This window comes from Corynebacterium sp. LK2510, from assembly GCF_040946405.1.
Classification (GTDB): domain Bacteria; phylum Actinomycetota; class Actinomycetes; order Mycobacteriales; family Mycobacteriaceae; genus Corynebacterium.
Genome location: NZ_JAYWLR010000002.1, coordinates 1 through 18037 on the forward strand (window position 1 = coordinate 1; position 18037 = coordinate 18037).

Genomic DNA, 18037 nt, shown 5'->3' on the forward strand with positions numbered 1-18037 from the left:
GTGGTGCGTTGTGCGCGCTGTGCGAGGGTGTCACCGGTGGTGGGGTCGACCCAGCCGAAGCCTGGGATGTAGACGGGGGTGTCGGGGATGTCGGCTGCGCGGTAGAGGTGCAGGGTGGTGCGTGGGGGTGTGGCGTTTTGTGTGATGAGGAGTTTGAAGGCTTCGGCGGTGCTGATTGAGTGGTGTTTGGCGGTGGCTTCGATGGTGGTGTCGATGAGGATGGCGTCGGGGGTGTCGAATTCGGCGTAGATCTGGCATCTGCCGCGTGGCAGTGGGATCACGCCGTATTCGGGTGGTGGTGGGGTTTTCTTTTCTGGTGTGATGTCGGGGTCTTCGGCGGTGACGAGTGCGTTGACTTTGCGGCGGAGGTTGGCAACGGAGGGCAGGATGCGGTGGGGCGTGCGTGGTGTGAGGTAGCGGGTGAGTGCGGTGTCGATGCGTTCGAGGGTGTCGGGGTGTGGGTCGGGGCCGAGTTTGTCGAGGACCTGGTCGATGGCGGCAAGGCGTGGGAAGTCGAGGTGGAAGAGGTGTTCGTGGAGGGCTTTGAGTTGTGGGAGTTCGTCGAGGCGGTAGAGGGCGAAGATGATTGCTTTGACGGCGTAGGGGCTGCGTCCGGATAGGGAGGCGAGTGTGGTGACGGCGTCGTCGAAGTCGGCGTCGATGGGTGGGCGGTGGGTGAGGAAGATTTCGTATTCGGCTTTTCGTGTGTTGGTGAGTGTGGCCGCGATTGGGTTGTCGGGTGTGTTGACGGTGTAGAAGCCTTTCATGTGTGTCCCCCATTTGAGTGGTGTGGTGTCGCACATGTATTCGTATCAGGGGTGCCGGACACTAGGCCTCGCTCTCGCACATTCGTTCGATAAAGTGTTCGAACGAAGCCTATGCCTTCGTCGAAAAGCTCTTGGGTGCAGATGGGGGTGATTCCGGGAAAGTCCTTCCACCTTGCGCCAAGTAAGGCTAGGCTAACCTTACAAGGGCAGGTTGACCGTTACGTTCCGTTGTCGGAACGGATTCCCGACCGAATTCACTCCAAACCCTGGCTGACGCGCTTCCTGCCCTTCTCTTCGACTTTCACTTTGCATAAGGAGAAAACGTGTCCGCAGAATCGATTCTTCAACTAGAGGGAGTGACTGTAACCGCTGATGGCAAGCCTGTGTGTCACGACGTCAACCTGACCATCAACGACGGCGAGACCCACATCCTCCTTGGCCCCAACGGCTCTGGAAAGTCCTCGCTTCTATGCGCACTCATGGGGATCCGCCCGTTCGATATCGTCGGAGGTACTGCGCTCTATTGCGGGCAGGATCTGACCGCAATGTCGCTCGATGAGCGTGCACGCGCAGGTGTCGGAATGGCATTCCAGCGGCCGCCGAGTCTCACGGGGGTCACGGTCAAGCAGCTCATAGCGGCCATGCAACCTGATCCGGCCGACAGTGGCACCGTCCCTTCGTCTGATCCGGTGGAGAAACTGGGTCTCACCCACCTTCTGGACCGTGACATCAACAAAGGTTTCTCCGGCGGCGAGGCCAAACGATGGGAAATTGCCAAGCTAACCACGCAGTCTCCCCGTCTCTGTCTTTTTGATGAGCCCGAGTCCGGCGTGGACATCGAGCAGGTCAAGGTCGTTGCAGGAGCCATCTCCGAACTCATGAACACACCCCTTCCCGATGGAAAGCAGAGGGCAGCGATCATCATCACCCACACGGGCTTCATCTTGGATGGAATCGATGCCACCATTGCGCACCTGCTTATCGACGGCCGCATCCAAGCATCAGATGACGCCAAACAGCTTTTCAACCACGTCCGCCGCCGCGGCTACGCGGCTGCGACCCTGTCGTAGGCCGTCCTTAGGCGGCCACCGCCACAACGCCACGATGCTCCCTCAACGAAAGGACTAGCCCTATGTCCACCCCAAAAACCGTCCATACCTCCCTTGCCCCACAAAACGCCACGGCCACCGCCGATCTTGACCGGTGTGCCGTGTCCACAGACATCCTCGAACCGGTCGGGTGGGCGCCAGAAGAGTCTCGCGCAGCTACAAGCATCCTGGTTGACCACGGTTTCAGCGCTTTGAGCTCCAGCGATGACGACATCGTTGTCATGCCGCTTTCCCGCGCGCTCCTGGAGTTTCCCTGGGTCCAGGAGTTGATGTTCAGCCTCATCTCGCCCGATGAAGACGACATGCTGCACCGCGCATTCGAATCATCCCGTGAACCGTTGGGCACCTTTACCTGGGTCCGGGACGAGGCCACAGTCACGTTGCCAGTTCAGTCTTTTACCGTGATGACAGTCCCGCAAGAACGCCAGTTCACGCACGACATCACCGTTATTGGCAAGGGCGCTGTTGTGGACCACGTCAGCGGCTCGGCTGTCACTCCCACGCTGAGCCACGGCACGCACGTATCTGTGTGTGAGACGTTCATCGGTGACGGCGCCCAGGTTCGCTCGGTTGATGTGGATAAATGGGGCTCAGAAATGAACGTTTATTCCTACGGCCGCACGCAGGTCGGAGTCGGGGCTTCTGTAAGTTCGGTTTCGGTCGCGGTTTCCGCTGTCCATTGCCACCGCTCGCAGTCGCGCACTGAACTTGCTTCTCATGCGTCGTGCACAAGCCACTCGATTGTGTTGGCGCCGACCGGTACCAAACGGATCAAAAGCGATGTCGTGGTGCTCGCCGGTGAAGGCGCTCAGGCTGAACAGGTTGCGCGCATGGTCGCCGATGGCGGGGTCATTGAGAATAGGTCCCAGCTTGTGGCGCAGTCTTCAGGCGTCAACGGCTTCCTCGAGTGTGACGGCCTCATGCTTCGCTCTGATGGCGGAATCACGTCTGTGCCTGCTCTCGATGCACAGACTGATGGCGCGCAACTTTCCCACGAAGCGTCGGTCGGCATGATTGATTCTGAAAAGCTCGATTATCTGATGTCCACGGGATTGACGGAAGATGCAGCGCGCAACCTCATTATTCAAGGGTTCCTTGATCTGGATGACGACCAAATTCCGGTTGCCATCCGCGAGCGCGTTGAGAATCTTGTCGCAGCTGCACGGGGCGCTGAAAAAATGTAGGGCGAAGGTAGTTGGTTGGCCACCGCGTCGCCCAAAGTAAAAGGCCCGCGCAAGCGGGCCTTTCCTTATGCGCGGGAGTGCAGGTCTATGCCTGCTTATCCACGTAGGTCACGCCGTGGAGGGCGCGGCCCATGACGAACGTGGCTACGGACGCGATGATCCACACCGCGGCGATGGCGATGATCGCGCGCAGGACATCGTTGATCACGAACCCCGTGGTGGACCACGATTGCACGAGCTTGGCCATGACGAGCAGCGGGAACGCGATCACGACGAGAGGACCAAGCAGGTTTGCGCGCGTCAGGGCGTTGGGTGCCCGCAGCTGCAGGATGGTTGCGGCGACGATGCTGATCGTCGCAAGCACGACGAGGACAGATGCGATGATTTCTGCGACAGTCATTAGCGGCGCCCCCTCGAGACGATGCGTGCCATGGAGATGGTCGGGATGGTGCCGCACACGAGTGCAGCAAGGATCGCGACTTCGTAGGGGATCATCGTGTCGTTGAACAGGGTCCACATGAGGAAGATCGCGATCATCGAGTAGAAGATGAGGTCCGCCATGACAGCACGGGACAGCTCGTCCTTGATCAGGATGAGGGCAGCCAGGCCGATGAGCAGGCAGACCGTCACGATGACGATGCACGCTGTGACGATGGTTGAGAACATGAGTTAATCCAACCTTTCAGCAGCCGGGAGGGTTGTGTCCTTCGGGTCCGGGCCGTAGTCGTGGTACTCGTACCACTCCACGGTCGCCGGGTCGAGAGGAGTTGCGGCGATGCGGGGAGCGACGCGTTCTTCCATCTCGATAAGACCCTGAATCTGCTCGATCGGGTCCTCGCCGAAAGCGGCCTGAACGAGCAGGAACTTCAGGTCCGTGCCCTTCGGGTCGTGGCGGAAGCCCAGGGACATCGTTCCCGGCGTGGCTGTGATCGAGGAGGAGAACCAGAAGCGTTCCCAGTCCGTCGTCAAGCGCAGCGGGTAAAGGATCATGATCGGGCGGATGCCCGCGTGGGGTTTGAACGCGGCGATGATCGTCGAGAAGCCTGCGGAGAAGATCTCCTTGATAATCCAGGCGCCGTAGCCCACCGCGTGGATGAATCCGTTTTTGGCCATTAGTTCTGTCCTCCCTGCAGCTCAGCGACGTTCGGGATGCCGATGGCATCATCTCCCAGCACGGCCGAGGTGTACGCGTCCGTGTCCAGCAGCGCATCGACGGCGGCGGTGGAGACACCCCACAGCGACCCCGCGGCCAGGAACATGCCCAGCGAAATGGCCATGAGCACAGCCGAGGGCACGAGCAGGCGCGAATTGACGTTGAGGGCGGCGGGGTAGTTGTCCATCGGCGCGCCCCAGAACACGAGCTTCCACACCCGCATCATGGACAGCAGCGCGCCGAAGGAGGCGACGATGATCGTGGTCACGACCACCCAGCTGCGCCAGTCGCCCGGGATCGCGGCGGCGAACACGACGGCCACCTTGCCGAAGACACCCGAGAACGGCGGGAAACCGACGATCGACAGCGCACCGGCGGCGAAGACCGTCGAGGTGAGCGGGTCGCGCCGCGCGAGGCCGGACAGCTTGGACAGGGTGCCGGTGCCGTAGGTCTCCTCAATCGCGCCCACGTTGAGCACAAGGGCCGCCACCGTGACCATGTGGTGCACGGTGTAGAGCAGGCCAGCGGCGAGGGCGCGGCGGGGATCGTCGCTGGTGAAGGCGAGCATGACCAGGATGAACGGCATGCCGTTGACCATCTGGTAGGCCAGGACGCGGCGCATCGTCGTCTCGGCCAGGCCGGCGAAACCGCCGATCAGCATGGAGATCACCATCACCACGATGATGAAGGTGTTCCAGCGCGGGTCCATGTCGAACAGCGTGACCCACAGCCGGAAGAGCATGTAGACGGCGACCTTGGTGTGCAGGCCGGAGAACAGGCCCATCACGGCGGCGCTGGTCGAGGGGTACGAGCGCGGCAGCCACGTGTGCACCGGGAACACGCCGGCCTTGGCGGCGATTGCGATGACGACGATGCCGGAGGCCACGGTGATCGGGCCGTTGCCGGCGGCCGCGCCTTGGAGAGACGCCAGGTTCACCGCGCCGGTGACGGCGTAGATGTAGCCGACACCCATCACCAGAAGCGTCGATGCCGCCAGGTTGACCAGGACGAACATGCGGGCGGAGGCGAGGCGGTAGCGCGAGCCGGTCATGGCGATCAGGCCGTAGGACGGCAGGAGCATGACCTCGATCATCACGAAGAAGTTGAACAGGTCGGCGGTGAGCACGGCACCGCTAACGCCGGTGACAAGGACGAGCGTCAACGGCGTGTAGTACCGAGCTTCCGTCTCACCGGCGGCGATGGCGAACCAGTTCGCCGTGATCGCCACGACCATGGTGGCCACGAGCATCACGGCGGAGAACTGGTCGCCAGCGAATGAGATACCCACCCCGCCCTGGTACAGGCCAAGCACGTGCGAGATCGTCCCGTTGGCGGCGGTGTGCATGTACAGCCAGATGCCGCCGGCCAGGTTGACGGCGGGGATGAACACCGCCAGGAAGTCGTTGAGAGGCTTCCACGGGTTGAGCGCCGTGACCGCGGAAATGATCAGCGGCAGCGCAACAAAGATGGGGAGGATTACGTCGGCGGTCATGGCTGTACCTCCCGGGCGGTGGTGGAGGCGTTAGCCTCGTCAAGCTTCTTGGGGTTGAGACGGGCGCGGCGTCCCGCCGTGGACAGGGCGGAGACTCCGCGCTGGTCCGGATCGTCGCCGGGGCGGTCGAAGGTGTCGTCGTCCTTGCCCAGCGATGAGAGCATGAGCAGGATCGTCGTTGTCGCCATGGCGATGACGATGGCCGTCAGCACGAACGCCTGGGGGAGGGGGTCGGACATGTCTTCGAGCGGGGTGCGGGAGGGAAACGCCTCACCGCGCCACGAACCAACACCGGTGGCAAGAAGTGTGAGGTTGGTGGCGTGGCCGAATAGCGCCATGCCGAAGATGATGCGCACCATTCCGCGCTGCATCACCAGGTAAACGGCACCCGCGATGAGGATCGCGATGGTCAGGGCCATAATCATTTGTTCGTCGCCTCCTGTGCTGCGAGGGGCTGGGGATTGTCGGCCGGGTTGATCGGCGCCGGGTGGGCCTGGGCAACCTCGAGGGGCTGCTCGGGCTCGGGGATGTCTGGCAGTGGGTTTTCCCCGTCGCGTCGATAGCTGAGGTTTTCCAGCTCAGTACCGGGCCGCAGGTACCCGCCGAGCTGGTTGATGGCCTGCGTGATCATGCCCAGCACGGCGAGGTAGATGCCGAGGTCGAACAACAACGAGGTGGTCATGTGCTCCCCTGCGATCTCGCCGTGGATGGCGTAGAGGAAACCACCCTTGATCAGGCCGATGAAGCCGGTGCTGATCGCGATGATGATGCCCCAGCCGACCAGACGCGACGGGGTGGCAAGGCGGACCACGTAGGCGTCGGCGCCGCGCGAGAGGTAGTTCAGGGCGAACGCGGTCGCCATGACAAGCGCTGCGACGAAGCCTCCGCCGGGGGCGACGTGGCCGCGGAAGAAAATCAGGATCGAGAGAACGGCCAGGATCGGCACCACAAGCGCACTGGCCTTGCGCAGCGGCATCGAGTTGAGCTGCGACTGGCCGAACGGGCGCGGGCGGGTGCCAGCCTCGAACATGTGGCGCGGCATCGACTTCGTCACGGCGAGGATCACCACGGCGGCCATGCCAAGCACGGAGAGCTCGCCCAAGGTATCGAAGCCACGGAACTCGACGATGATCGCGGCGACGATGTTGTCCGCGCCGGTCGCGATGCCCCCCTCGGTGAGGTACCACATGGCCAGCTCGGAGCGTTCGCGCCGGCCGGTCAACGTGTAAATACCGAAGAACGCGACAACGCCGGCGAGTAACGCGAAGGCCGCAGCCGCCGCCCGCTGGGTGGCGGGAGTCTGCGGGAAGGCACGGGGCTGGTAGCGCAGCACCAGCATGATGACGACCACGGTGAGCGACTCAACCAGCACCTGAGTCAGGGCCACGTCCGGTGCACCCAGGAGGAGCATCTGCAGGGACATGCCCACGCCGACCGTGCCCAACAGCACCGCGGTGGCGAGGCGGCTGCGGGTGAACACCATGCCGAGGACGGATATGGCGATGATGGCGAACGGGATGAGGTCCCAGTAGTTGTCCAGGCCCGCTGCGCGCGGGGCCGGGGTGACTCCGTCGATTCCGCGGGTGAACACCATGGTGGTCAGGCCGAGCACCACGGTGGAGCCGAAGATCCATTTCAGGTGCTGCGACGGGTTGAGGCTGTCTGCCAGGGAGCCGAAGGCGCGGCCCAGGCCGGTCAGCATTGACTGCAGGCCAGCGAGGGCGGAGTTTCCGCTAAACGGCAGCAGCTGGCGGTTTTCTACAGCAGCGAATGCGCGCCCGCGCACGAAGAGGAACGCGATGCCCGCGGCGATAACGGCGACCGAGACCACCAGCGGGGCGGTCACGCCGTGCCACAGGGCGGCGTGGGCGGTGTACGAGGTGTCGCCGGTAATCGAGCGCACACCAGCGGTGACGGGGTCATTGACCGCCCACAGCAGGAAAGCCAGCGGGATGGACATCAGGCCCGGCAGCGCGGCGGGCAGCCACAGCGATACCGGAGCCTCGTGCACGCCCGACATGTCCTTGGGCCCGTCGACAAAGGCGCCGAAGACGATCTTGGCCGAGTAGAGGAAGGTCAGGAAGGCCGCGAACCCGGCAATGGCTAACAGAACCGGGCCGTAGGAGGTCTCCTCGAACGCGGCGAGGATGGACTCCTTAGACACGAAGCCGAACAGCGGCGGGATCGAAGCCATGGAGGCAGCCGCGATGACGGTGGAGGCAAAGGTAAACGGCATTTTGTCGTACAGCTTGCCCAGGTGGCGGGTATCGCGCGATCCTGCCTCGTGCTCCACGACACCGATGAGCATGAACAGCGACGACTTGAACAACCCGTGCGCCAGAGTGTGCAGGAGTGCTGCGGCAAGCGCCGCCGGGGTGCCGATGCCGATCGCGGCGACGATCCAGCCAAGGTGCGAGACCGTGGAGTAGGCGGTCAGGTGCTTCAGATCCGTCTTGGTGATCGCGAACAGCGCCGCGATGATCGCGGTGAACAAGCCGACGACCATTAGCAGGGTGGACCAGGCGGGGACGTCTCGGACGAGCGTCGAGAAGCGAAGGAGCAAGTAAATGCCGGCCTTGACCACGGCTGCGGCGTGGAGGAAGGCGGAGACCGGCGTGGCCGCCGCCATCGCCTCGGGCAGCCAGAAGTGGAACGGGAACTGGGCGGACTTGGTAAAAGCGGACACGGCCACAAGTACCGCGATCGTGGTGGTCAGCCCGGGGCGGGCAGCGAAGACGTCGGAGGCGAGGATCTCGGACAGGCGCGTCGTCCCAGCCGCGTTGGCCGCCAGTCCAAGCGCCGCCAGCAGCGTCAGGCCGCCGAAGAAGGTGAGGATGAGGGTGCGGTAGGAACCGGCCTCACCCGTCGGGCCGGACCTGGCGATGAGGAAGAACGATGCGATGGAGACGAGCTCCCAGCCGATGAAGAGCACGACGACGTCGTCGGCAAGCACGAGCAGCAGCACCGACAGCGTAAACGCCGTCATGATGGTGTAGAAGCTGGTGTTTCCCTCTTTACGCGGCAGATACGCCGCCGAGTAGATGAGTACTACCGCGCCGATCAACAGCGCCAGCAAGGCGAAGAAGATACTCAGGCCGTCGGCGCGCAGTGCAAGGTCGACCTGGGTGCCGGTGCCCATCAGGTCATGCGCCCACGGCCTCGACCACGTTAGGTCCCCACCGTCGGTGACGTGGGGGTATTCCCGCCCGAGGATATATGCGGCGGCGAGCAGGAGCAGCGCAAGCGGCCATCCCGCCTTCCTGTCTATGACGCGTACCAGCAGAGGGGACAGGAGGACTGTCACCCCCACCAAAGCGACCACGAGAGGTAGTGTCATCGGAGCCTCTTCACGGCAATTAGTGCCTTGCTATGTGAGATGAATAGGAAAAACAAAATTCAGGGTATCAACTCGCTATGACATGCCCTAACGGGTTTGGCAACTGAGTCCTAGGCCACACGGTGAGCCTGGCCCGGACGCCTCGCACCCGGCGTTATATTCCCAACCATGAGATGGCGCCTTCTGCCCGCGGCTGGTCTTCTGGTCGCCGGGGCACTCCTTCCGATGAACCCCGCAAGCACCTGGATCCCGCAAGACGCGGACGATACCCACGCAACGACGGGGGCGCCGGCCGCGGTCGCCGGGCCCGACACACTTGTCGACGCCCGCCGTGCCGCCGGCGAAGCCGCCACCCAGGCAGGCTTCCTCACCCAGGGCACCGCCCAGCTCAAAGACGGCGTGGTCCAGCTCGACGAGGGCTCGAAGGAGCTTATCGACGGCATCTCCGCCGCCAACACCGGAGCCCAGCAACTGTCCAACGGCATGGTCGAGCTCCAAGCTGGCACCGGTCAGCTTGCCGACGGTGCCACCCGCGTTGCCGACGCCATCGGCGGTGTCGTCGACCAGGCCGTCGGTTTTGACGCAGTGCGCGGCCAGGTCATCGCGGGCATCGACGGCGCGCTGCTGGACATGCGGGATGCGCGCGACCCGGACGTGGTCAGCGCGCGCGAGGCGCTCACCCAGCTGCGCCAACAGGCGCTCACCGCAGAGCTTCCGGCTGACGTCGTAGCCCAGCTCAACGAGCTCAAGACCGGTTCGCGCGAGGTAGCCAACCAGCTTTCGGTTCCGGGCTACGCCTACCACGACGGCATTTACACTGCGACGAAAGGAGCCCAGGAGCTGGCCAGCGGGCTCGGGCGCCTCGACGCAGGCGCCGGTGAGGCGGGCGCGGGCATCGGTGAGCTGCGCGCGGGATCCGAGAAGCTCGACCAGGTCGCTGGGCTGACCTCCGAGAAGATTGACGGGGTGCGCCGCGCAATCCCCGCGGCCTCGCCTCTGGCAGGTGGCGCGGCAGAGGGCGCGCCACGCTCCGCCCTCGCCCCGCTGGCGGCAATGCTGATCAGCGCGCTGCTGCTGGTGGGCGGGTTCGCCGCCGCTGCCGCCTCGCTGGCTCTGCCACGCCGGCGCTGGTGGGTTCTCGCTGGTTCTGCCGCGTTCACGGCGCTGCTCGGGTGGGTCCTTGTTGCGATTCTCGGCGTCGGCATGGGCCCGGCGGCCCTGGCACTCGCGGGGCTGGCCAGCCTCGCGGCTGCGTTCGGCTCCGCTGGTATCGCGCGGGTGTTCATGACCAGCCTCGGCGCCCGTGCCGGCTCGGTCGCCGCGGCGATCCTGGTCGCGGCGCAGGTCGCCCTGGTCGGTTGGGTGTGGAAGGTCTCCGCCGCTGGGGTCGTGCCCGGCGTCGTGGAGCACATCTCGAGCGCGCTGCCCATGCACTGGTCCACCGCTGCGCTGTCCGCCGCGGGCAACGGCGGGTCGCCCGCCGCGATGTGGGCTGGGATCGTGCTTGGTGCGGCCGCAGCGGTTATCGGTTTAGCCAGCCGGCGGGAGGAGGTTCGCGCGCCGGGGAGGTAAGTTGGGGTGTTGGCCTTAACCTAAAGCCTGTGCACTCCGCACTCCGGGGCCGCACGCGAATCACCCCGCCGATGCGATTGTCGGCGGGGTGATTGTGTTGGTCGGGATAACAGGATTTGAACCTGCGACCTCTTCGTCCCGAACGAAGCGCGCTACCAAGCTGCGCCATATCCCGGTTGAGCCGTGCACCATGCGGTGCTTGCTACTGGAGTCACTTTAGTTCAGCGCGGCTGAAAGCCCAAAACAGCTGCTCAGAGCACGCTCAGGGCATGTTCAGTGGCGCTCCGTAATGCGGATCAGCGCGGCGGACGGCGGGCAGAAGATACGCACCGGCGCGTACTTGGAGGTGCCAAGGCCGTTGGAAACTTCCAGCCACATCCGGCCGTAGCGGTGCAGCCCCGAGGCGCGGCGGCGGTCAATGTCGGCGTTGGTGACTAGGGCGCGTTCCCCCGGAAGACAGATCTGGCCGCCGTGGGTGTGTCCGGCCAGCGCCAGGTCGTAGCCGTCGGCTTCGAAGGCGTCGAGGGGGCGTCGATAAGGCGCGTGCAGTAGCGCGAGCGACAGGTCGGCGTCGGGGTTGGGGGAGCCTGCGACCTGGGAGTAGTCGTCGAGGTCGTGGTGGGGGTCGTCAACGCCCGTGATGGCGAGGCGCACGCCGGAGGCGCGGAACTCGAGGCGCGCGTGGGTCGCGTCCTGCCAGCCGTGCTCGACGAACGCGGCGCGCATGCCCTGCCACGGCAGGTCCACGTAGGACGGCGTGCGCTTGGAGTCGAACAGGTACTTCAGTGGGTTGATGGGGCGCGGCGCCCAGTAGTCGTTGGTGCCGAAGACGAAGGCGCCCGGGCGCTCCAACAGCGGGCCGAGGGCGTCGAGGACCCACGGCACCGCGCGCTCGTCGGAGAGGTTGTCACCGGTGTTGATCACCAGGTCGGGGTTGAGCTCGTTCAAGGAACGGACGAAGTCGACCTTTTGGCGCTGACCCGGGATCATGTGCAGGTCCGCGACGTGCAGGATGTCGAGCGAGTCGGCCCCGCGGCGCAGCGTGCCCGGCTCGAGCAGGGGCAGCTCGTAGGTTGTGAGCCGGAAATTGTTCAGCTCCCTGACGCCGTAGGCGAGACCCGCCGCGGCGGCGGCGAGAGGGGCAAGGGCGTAACTGGGCTTTATCACGCGCCCAAGGTTACAGGTCGCGTACCCTCAAACCCATGAGTGAGCTGAAGGACAAGATTCGCGCAGACCTGAAGGACGCCATGAAGGCGAAGGAGAAGGAGCGCACCGGCACCATCCGCATGCTGCTGGCTGCGATCCAAACCGCTGAGACTGAAGGGTCGAAGCACGAGGTCACCGACGAGGAGATCCAGAAGATCATCGCGCGCGAGATCAAGAAGCGCCGCGAGTCCGCGGAGATCTACACCACGAACGGCCGCGAGGAACTCGCCGCCACCGAGCTCGCCGAGGCGGAGATCCTCGAGGGCTACCAGCCGCAGCAGCTTAGCGACGACGAACTCGCCGAGCTTGTCGACGCAGCCGTGGCCGACACCGGCGCCACCTCCATGCAGCAGATGGGCCAGGTCATGAAGGTCGCGACCGAGAAGGCTGCCGGCCGCGCGGACGGCAGGCGCCTGTCTGATGCCGTGCGCGCCCGCCTGGCTTAAGCGCCCCAGCGCCTAGGCGCTTTACCGCTGGTTATTCAGCAGGGCGTTGAGTGCGGCGTCGATCTGCTGCGTGAGCTCCCCGAGGTCGGGCGATGTCGCCCCGCCCGGGGAGTTCGTCGCATCTCCGGGGGTCGTAGTGGGGGACTGCGACGGGCTCGGCGTCGGCCGTGCGCGGGAACCGTCGGACACGGACAAGGTGACCATAGAACCGGGGGCCATGGTCGGATCCTGCGGCTCTGCCGAAAGCACTGTGTCGCGCGGTGTGCCGCCACCGGGGGCGGAGCGCACCATCACCGTGAAGCCTTCGCTCTCGAGCACGCGGCGCGCATCGGCAGAGCGCATGCCCACCACCTGATCTAGTGCCGCGCGCTTCGTGCCGCGCACGTAGAGCTGGTTGGATTGTGGCAGGCCCGCCTCGCGTGCGCCCGGTACGGCGTTGGCCATGCGGAACCAGGCGTCGGCAGCTTCGTTGCCGCCGAAGAGCGTGCCCTCGGCGCACTGGCGCACCGGCCCGCTGCACAGCGGGGTGGTCTGCGTGCCGTCGTTGAAAATGTAGGTGGCGGCCGCGACGCCGCGGGTGAAGCCGAGGAACGCGGAGGATTGGTGGGATTCCGTGGTGCCCGTTTTGGCCGCCACGGGGGCGTTCCAGCCGGCTGCCCCAGCGGCGCGCTCGGCGGTACCGGAGATGGTGTCTTCGGACATGCCGGTGGCAAGAGCGCCGGCGATGTCGGCGCTGACTGCCTGCTCGCACTGGGGGCGGTCGATGAAGACCTCGTTGCCGAACTTGTCGGTGACACGTGCCACGGGGTTCGGCTCGCACCACCGGCCGCCGGAGGCGAGGGTGGCAGCGACGTTGGACAGCTCAAGCGCGTTGACACTGGTCGGACCGAGGGTAAACGATCCCATGTTCTCGTCGATGGCGGCCTGTGCCACCGAGCGCTCGCCGTCGAACGTGCCTTCTTCCTTGTAGGAGCGTAGGCCGAGGCGCACCGCCATATCCACGGTGGGTTTGACGCCGACGCGCTGGATCAGCTCGATAAACGTCGTGTTCGGCGATTGGGCCAGCGCGTCTTTGAGGCTGAGTTTGGGAGCATAAGTGCCGGCGTTTTCCACGCAGTACGCACCGGCCGGGCAGTTCTCTGCGCCACCAGCACCCATGCCGTAGACCACGGAGCGGGCAGGGGTATCAAGCTGTGTTTCCAGCCCCATGCCCTGCTCGAGGGCCACAGCGGCCGTGAAGATCTTGAACACCGAGCCAGCGCCGTTGCCGACGAGCGAGGAGCCCTGCGGCATGATCGTCTGGCCCTCTTCCAGGTTGAGGCCGTAGTAGCGTGACGTCGCCATGGCCGAGATGTCGCGGGAATCCTCGCCGGGGCGCACGACGTTGAGCACGCCGGCGACGCCACCCGTGGCCGGGTTGACTGCGGAGCGGATCGCGTCGACGGAGCTCGCTTGGATCTGCGGGTCGAGCGTGGTGGTGATGGTGTAGGAACCGCGCTCGATCTCGTCCTGCGGCAGGCCCTTGGACTCGAGGTAGCGCAGGGCGTAGTCACAGAAGAAACCGTTGTCGCCGGCGGCGATGCAGCCGTCGGGAAGCCCTGCGGGCTCCGGGAGGATGCCCAGCGGCACCCCGGCGAGGTGGTCGGCCTCCTCCTGCGGGAGGTAGCCCTGCGTCGCCATGTTCTGTAAAACGGTGTTGCGGCGCTGGGTCGCGCCCTCCGGGTTGACGTAGGGGTTGAGGTACTCGACCGACTGGAGCAGGCCGACGAGCAGGGCGCCCTGTTCCGGGCGAAGCTCGCGCGCCGGGATACCAAAGTAGGTGCGCGCCGCTGCCTCGATGCCGTAGGCGTGGTTGCCGAAGGAGACGAGGTTGAGGTAGCGGGTGAGGATCTCGTCCTTTGACAGCGTTTCGTTGAGGTCCGAAGCCATGCGCATTTCGCGCAGCTTGCGGGGGATGGACTGCTCGGTGGCGGCCCTGGCCTCGTCGTCCGTGTCGGCGTCGACAAGCCACAAGTAGTTCTTGACGTACTGCTGGTTGATTGTGGAGGCGCCCTGCTCAACCCCGCCCGCGAGCAGGTTGGTCACCATTGCTCGGGCGAAGCCCTGCATATCCACGCCCTCGTGCTCGTAGAACCGGCGGTCCTCCGTTGCCACGAGCGCGTCCTTGGTGCTTTGCGCGATGTCCTCGCTGGCGACCTCGTAGCGGCGCTGGTTGTAGATCCAGGCCATCGGGTCGCCGTTGACGTCCGTGATGGTGGTGACCCCGGGGACCTCGCCGCTGGTGAGATCGGAGAGGTTGGAGCGCATTGTCTCCTCCGTGCGCGCGACGGCCAATCCTCCCAGGCCGGCGACGGGCGCCAGGCACAGGGCGGTAACGAGGGCGGCGGCGAGTAGCGCGAGGAGAAGCTTCGCGAGAGAGGTCAGTGCAGACACCTCCCATACCTTAAGGGATGCCCGGATGTGGGGGAACCGTACTTACCCCCTAAATGTGTGACCCATTCGACAGTGAATTTAGTGTGTGAATAGACTTACAAGTCCAGAGCTTCTGTTTGGTATCCGCTTAAGAATCGCACCAGGTTGTATGTCGTTGAACATCGTGGAGCGGCTCCCGCGGGCATCAAAGATCCGGTTTTCGGATCCCGCGCATCTTCGTGAAGGAGACATGATGACCACCACTCTCAGCCCCGCCAACTACGCCGCCCAGCAGGCCACGGTGATTCGCGCCGAGACTCACCGCGCCAGCGCCGCCACTGGCAGTGTGGTGCTTGACCGGGGCGAGTGGGTCACATCCGCGCAGTGCCGCAACGGCGACCCGGACGCCCTGTTCGTCCGCGGTGCGGAGCAGCGCAAAGCAGCCGCGATCTGCCGCCGCTGTCCCGTGCAGATGGAGTGTCGCGCCGACGCGCTGGACAACCGCGTCGAGTTCGGGGTTTGGGGCGGGCTGACCGAGCGCCAGCGCCGCGCGGTGCTGCGGAAGAACCCGCACGTCACCGACTGGGCTGCCCACCTCGCCGCGGGCGGCGAGGTCATCGGCCTGTAGCTGACCGCAGGTATGGTGGTGGCCATGACTAAATGGGAATACGCCACCGTTCCGCTGCTCACCCACGCCACCAAGCAGATCCTTGACACGTGGGGCGAGGATGGCTGGGAGCTTGTCACGGTCACGCCCGGACCGACTCCGGAGAACCTCGTCGCGTACATGAAGCGCGAGGCGGAGTAGGGCGATGGCCATGGCATGGACTCAGCGCCTGACCGAGCTCGGCATCGAGCTGCCGCCCGTGGCCACCCCGGTCGCGGCGTACGTCCCCGCGATCAAGGTTGGCCAGCAGGTGTGGACCTCAGGCCAGCTCCCGCTTATCGACGGCACCCTCACCTCAACCGGAAAAGTCGGCGCCGAGGTCACCGAGGCTGACGCGACTCGTGCCGCACGGCAGTGCGCGCTCAACGCCCTGGCGGCGGTCCACGACCTCGTGGGACTCGACAACGTCGCCCGCGTGGTGAAGGTCGTCGGGTACGTCGCGTCCGACCCGGAGTTCGTGAACCAGCCGGCTGTTATTAACGGCGCCAGCGAGCTTATTGGGGAGGTTTTCGGCGAGGCCGGGGCGCACGCCCGCTCCGCCGTCGGCGTCCAGTCGCTGCCTCTCGGTGCGCCGGTGGAGGTCGAACTCGTCGTCGAGCTTGTGGGTTAAGCCACGCTCCGCATAGCAATTGGCTGTCGAAGCGGTAGGCTATGGCCTATGCAGCATCCCGCTTACAGCCAACTGCGACAGGTAACGCCTTCGGCAGCTGTAGTCCTTGCTCCGAACCCGAGCTATGCGGCTTTGGAGGGGACCAACTCCTGGGTGATCCGCTCCCCGGAAGACGAGTTCAGCATCGTCGTCGACCCCGGTCCCGAGGACGAGGGGCACCTCAACGTCCTCCAGGCCAAGGGTGAGAAGGTGGCGCTGATTCTTCTGACCCACCGCCACCACGACCACGCCGACGGCGCGCGGCGGTTCCGCCAGCTCACCGGGGCGCCGGTGCGGGCTTTCGACCCGAACTACTGCTCGGGTGCTGAGCCGCTTGTCGACGGCGAGGTAATCACCGTCGACGGCGTGACCCCCGTGGTGAAGGTCGTGGCATCCCCGGGCCACACGATGGATTCGGTGTCCTTCTTCGTCTACACCAACCAGGCGGAGTCAGATCAGCTCGAGGGCATCATCACCGGTGACACCATCGCCGGCCGCCACACCACCATGATTTCCGAGACCGATGGCGACGTCGGTGCATACCTTGATTCCCTCGCCATGCTGGAGGACGAGGGCAAGGGCGTCATGCTTCTCCCGGGCCACGGCCCCGAAGGTACGGACCTGTCGGCGTATGCCCGCAAGTACATTGACCGGCGTAACCAGCGTCTTGAGCAGATCCGCGGCGTGCTTGCGGAGCGAGGCAACGACGTGGACATCAACGTCATCGTGGATGCGATCTATGACGACGTCGATCCGGTCTTGCGCGGTGCAGCCGTGCAGTCGACGCGCGTGGCACTGCGCTACCTGCGCAACAAGGCGTAGCTCTCTCGCTTGTGCTCCTCATCAGGCTAGTGACGGCCTGGTGGGGAGCTTTTTGCTGCGGGTTACGCGCCGTTGGCGCGGTCGTAAGATTCCCGGTTTTTCTCGATGACGGCGATGTGTTCTTCCGCCCACTGCCGAAGCGCCGTCAGCGGCGGCACGGTTGTGTGGCCCAGGTCCGTCAACTGGTAGTCCACCCGGGGCGGGATGCTGGCGGTGACGCGGCGCGTAACGAGGCCGTCGCGCTCCATGGAGCGCAGTGTTTCCGTGAGCACCTTGGGGGAGATGCCTTGGACTTCCTTTTTGAGCTCCGTGAACCGGATGAACTCGCCGCTGCCGAGGACGGTGACGATCAGTGGCGTCCACCTGTCGGTGAGGTGGCGCAGGGCGGTGCGGGAGGGGCATTCGCGGTCTAGGACGTTGGGGCGGCGTTGTGTCGTCGTCATATGTCGTTCCTCACAATTCTGAGTCGTGCTCCATTGGTTACGTTGAGGTAATCAGTTACTAAAACATACCATCAGTTTCGTTCCGCAGAACATCTCTTACTTTCAGGAGGATCTGATGCAGATTTCAGTCATCGGCGCGGCAGGTATGGTCGGCGCCGCCATCGTTGAAGAGGCAATCGAGCGCGGCCACGACGTCCGCACGTTTACAAAGAGCGGTTCAGGCGAAGGCGCCCGCGCGCTCGACCTCGCCGACACTGATGCCGTGGTGGATGTCATCGACACCAGCGACGTCACCGTGATCTCCACGGCAGGCCGGGACAACTACGACGCCGTGGTCGCAGCCCACAAGGATCTCATCGCGGCGGCACCGGCAGGGCGCATGTTCGTCATCGGCGGCGCGGGCGGGCTCAAGGCGGGCGAGGTTCTTCTGGCGGAATCGCCCGAGCTGCCCGAGGAGTACCGCGCCGAGGCGCGTGCATTCGTGCAGGTGTACCAGGCCTACGCCCAGTCGAACGGCCTCGACTGGACGATGCTGGCGCCGTCGCCCATGATTGCCCCGGGCGTGCGCACCGGTGAGTACCGAACCGAACGCGATGTTCCTGCCGGCGGGTTCATCTCCGCGCAGGATTTCGCGGTCGCCGCCATCGACGAGATTGAGCGGCCGCAGCACGCCGGCGCACGCTTTACCGCAGCCTCTGTCGACGAGGAGGCGGCCGGCGCCTAGGGTCGTCGCGCCAGATACGGATAAGACAAATGCTCCCCACCACAGCTGGTGGGG

The 18037-nt window shown here is 65.0% G+C and carries 18 protein-coding genes, 1 tRNA gene and 1 pseudogene; 9 read left to right on the forward strand and 11 right to left on the reverse strand.

Annotation, left to right across the window (positions count from 1 at the left end; genetic code table 11):
* Positions 1 to 767: pseudogene (locus VVR41_RS01725) on the reverse strand (HNH endonuclease); the annotation flags it as partial.
* Between the two features lie 356 nt (positions 768 to 1123).
* Between VVR41_RS01725 and VVR41_RS01730 the strand changes: the two are divergent.
* Both VVR41_RS01730 and VVR41_RS01735 read left to right on the forward strand, forming a co-directional pair.
* On the forward strand, positions 1124 to 1837 hold the full coding sequence (locus VVR41_RS01730; RefSeq protein WP_368523350.1) for an ABC transporter ATP-binding protein: 714 nt from the start codon (positions 1124 to 1126) through the stop codon (positions 1835 to 1837).
* A 62-nt stretch (positions 1838 to 1899) separates the two neighbouring features.
* The gene (locus tag VVR41_RS01735; RefSeq protein WP_368523351.1) at positions 1900 to 3060 is read left to right on the forward strand and encodes a SufD family Fe-S cluster assembly protein; all 1161 of its coding nucleotides are present in this window, start codon (positions 1900 to 1902) and stop codon (positions 3058 to 3060) included.
* Between the two features lie 85 nt (positions 3061 to 3145).
* Here the strand turns inward: VVR41_RS01735 and VVR41_RS01740 are convergent, their stop codons facing one another.
* The 6 genes from VVR41_RS01740 to VVR41_RS01765 are packed head-to-tail and all read right to left on the reverse strand — an operon-like array spanning position 3146 to position 9042.
* On the reverse strand, positions 3146 to 3460 hold the full coding sequence (locus VVR41_RS01740; RefSeq protein WP_368523352.1) for a Na+/H+ antiporter subunit G: 315 nt from the start codon (positions 3458 to 3460) through the stop codon (positions 3146 to 3148).
* Entirely contained in the window at positions 3460 to 3726 is a 267-nt protein-coding gene (locus VVR41_RS01745; RefSeq protein WP_368523353.1) for a cation:proton antiporter, read from the reverse strand. Before VVR41_RS01745 ends, VVR41_RS01740 begins: the two co-directional genes overlap by 1 nt.
* A 3-nt stretch (positions 3727 to 3729) precedes the next feature.
* Entirely contained in the window at positions 3730 to 4173 is a 444-nt protein-coding gene (locus VVR41_RS01750; protein ID WP_321102242.1) for a monovalent cation/H+ antiporter subunit E, read from the reverse strand.
* The gene (locus tag VVR41_RS01755) at positions 4173 to 5705 is read right to left on the reverse strand and encodes a monovalent cation/H+ antiporter subunit D family protein (protein ID WP_368523354.1); all 1533 of its coding nucleotides are present in this window, start codon (positions 5703 to 5705) and stop codon (positions 4173 to 4175) included. Before VVR41_RS01755 ends, VVR41_RS01750 begins: the two co-directional genes overlap by 1 nt.
* Positions 5702 to 6130: a cation:proton antiporter subunit C gene (locus tag VVR41_RS01760; RefSeq protein ID WP_321102246.1), complete on the reverse strand. Its 429-nt coding sequence runs from the start codon at positions 6128 to 6130 to the stop codon at positions 5702 to 5704. The genes VVR41_RS01755 and VVR41_RS01760 overlap by 4 nt, the downstream gene beginning before the upstream one ends.
* On the reverse strand, positions 6127 to 9042 hold the full coding sequence (locus tag VVR41_RS01765; protein WP_368523355.1) for a DUF4040 family protein: 2916 nt from the start codon (positions 9040 to 9042) through the stop codon (positions 6127 to 6129). The genes VVR41_RS01760 and VVR41_RS01765 overlap by 4 nt, the downstream gene beginning before the upstream one ends.
* A gap of 168 nt (positions 9043 to 9210) precedes the next feature.
* On the opposite strand from VVR41_RS01765, the gene VVR41_RS01770 reads away from it, so the two are divergent.
* Positions 9211 to 10614: a hypothetical protein gene (locus VVR41_RS01770; RefSeq protein ID WP_368523356.1), complete on the forward strand. Its 1404-nt coding sequence runs from the start codon at positions 9211 to 9213 to the stop codon at positions 10612 to 10614.
* Between the two features lie 98 nt (positions 10615 to 10712).
* On the opposite strand, the gene VVR41_RS01775 is transcribed toward VVR41_RS01770, so the two are convergent.
* Both VVR41_RS01775 and VVR41_RS01780 read right to left on the reverse strand, forming a co-directional pair.
* Positions 10713 to 10789: transfer RNA gene (locus VVR41_RS01775), tRNA-Pro, on the reverse strand.
* Positions 10790 to 10887: 98 nt separating this feature from the next.
* Entirely contained in the window at positions 10888 to 11781 is an 894-nt protein-coding gene (locus VVR41_RS01780; protein ID WP_368523357.1) for a metallophosphoesterase, read from the reverse strand.
* Positions 11782 to 11816: 35 nt separating this feature from the next.
* On the opposite strand from VVR41_RS01780, the gene VVR41_RS01785 reads away from it, so the two are divergent.
* Positions 11817 to 12266: a GatB/YqeY domain-containing protein gene (locus VVR41_RS01785; RefSeq protein WP_368523358.1), complete on the forward strand. Its 450-nt coding sequence runs from the start codon at positions 11817 to 11819 to the stop codon at positions 12264 to 12266.
* 21 nt (positions 12267 to 12287) lie between these two features.
* On the opposite strand, the gene VVR41_RS01790 is transcribed toward VVR41_RS01785, so the two are convergent.
* Positions 12288 to 14699 (reverse strand): transglycosylase domain-containing protein, encoded by a 2412-nt coding sequence (locus VVR41_RS01790; protein ID WP_368523359.1) that lies wholly within the window; start codon positions 14697 to 14699, stop codon positions 12288 to 12290.
* 232 nt (positions 14700 to 14931) lie between these two features.
* Between VVR41_RS01790 and VVR41_RS01795 the strand changes: the two genes are divergently transcribed.
* From VVR41_RS01795 to VVR41_RS01810, 4 genes are read left to right on the forward strand one after another with little or no spacing between them, the layout of a single operon-like run.
* On the forward strand, positions 14932 to 15306 hold the full coding sequence (locus VVR41_RS01795) for a WhiB family transcriptional regulator (RefSeq protein ID WP_368523509.1): 375 nt from the start codon (positions 14932 to 14934) through the stop codon (positions 15304 to 15306).
* A gap of 24 nt (positions 15307 to 15330) precedes the next feature.
* Complete coding sequence (locus tag VVR41_RS01800; protein WP_321102256.1) at positions 15331 to 15486, forward strand: DUF4177 domain-containing protein; 156 nt, start codon at positions 15331 to 15333, stop codon at positions 15484 to 15486.
* Positions 15487 to 15496: 10 nt separating this feature from the next.
* Positions 15497 to 15955: a RidA family protein gene (locus VVR41_RS01805; RefSeq protein WP_368523360.1), complete on the forward strand. Its 459-nt coding sequence runs from the start codon at positions 15497 to 15499 to the stop codon at positions 15953 to 15955.
* 48 nt (positions 15956 to 16003) lie between these two features.
* Positions 16004 to 16816 carry an MBL fold metallo-hydrolase gene (locus tag VVR41_RS01810; protein ID WP_368523361.1) on the forward strand — a complete coding sequence of 271 codons (813 nt, stop codon included), beginning with the start codon at positions 16004 to 16006 and terminating at the stop codon, positions 16814 to 16816.
* 62 nt (positions 16817 to 16878) lie between these two features.
* Here the strand turns inward: VVR41_RS01810 and VVR41_RS01815 are convergent, their stop codons facing one another.
* Complete coding sequence (locus VVR41_RS01815; protein ID WP_368523362.1) at positions 16879 to 17259, reverse strand: winged helix-turn-helix transcriptional regulator; 381 nt, start codon at positions 17257 to 17259, stop codon at positions 16879 to 16881.
* Between the two features lie 115 nt (positions 17260 to 17374).
* Between VVR41_RS01815 and VVR41_RS01820 the strand changes: the two genes are divergently transcribed.
* Positions 17375 to 17983, forward strand: a complete 609-nt coding sequence (locus VVR41_RS01820; RefSeq protein WP_368523363.1) for an NAD(P)-dependent oxidoreductase — start codon at positions 17375 to 17377, stop codon at positions 17981 to 17983.
* Positions 17984 to 18037 lie beyond the last annotated feature (54 nt).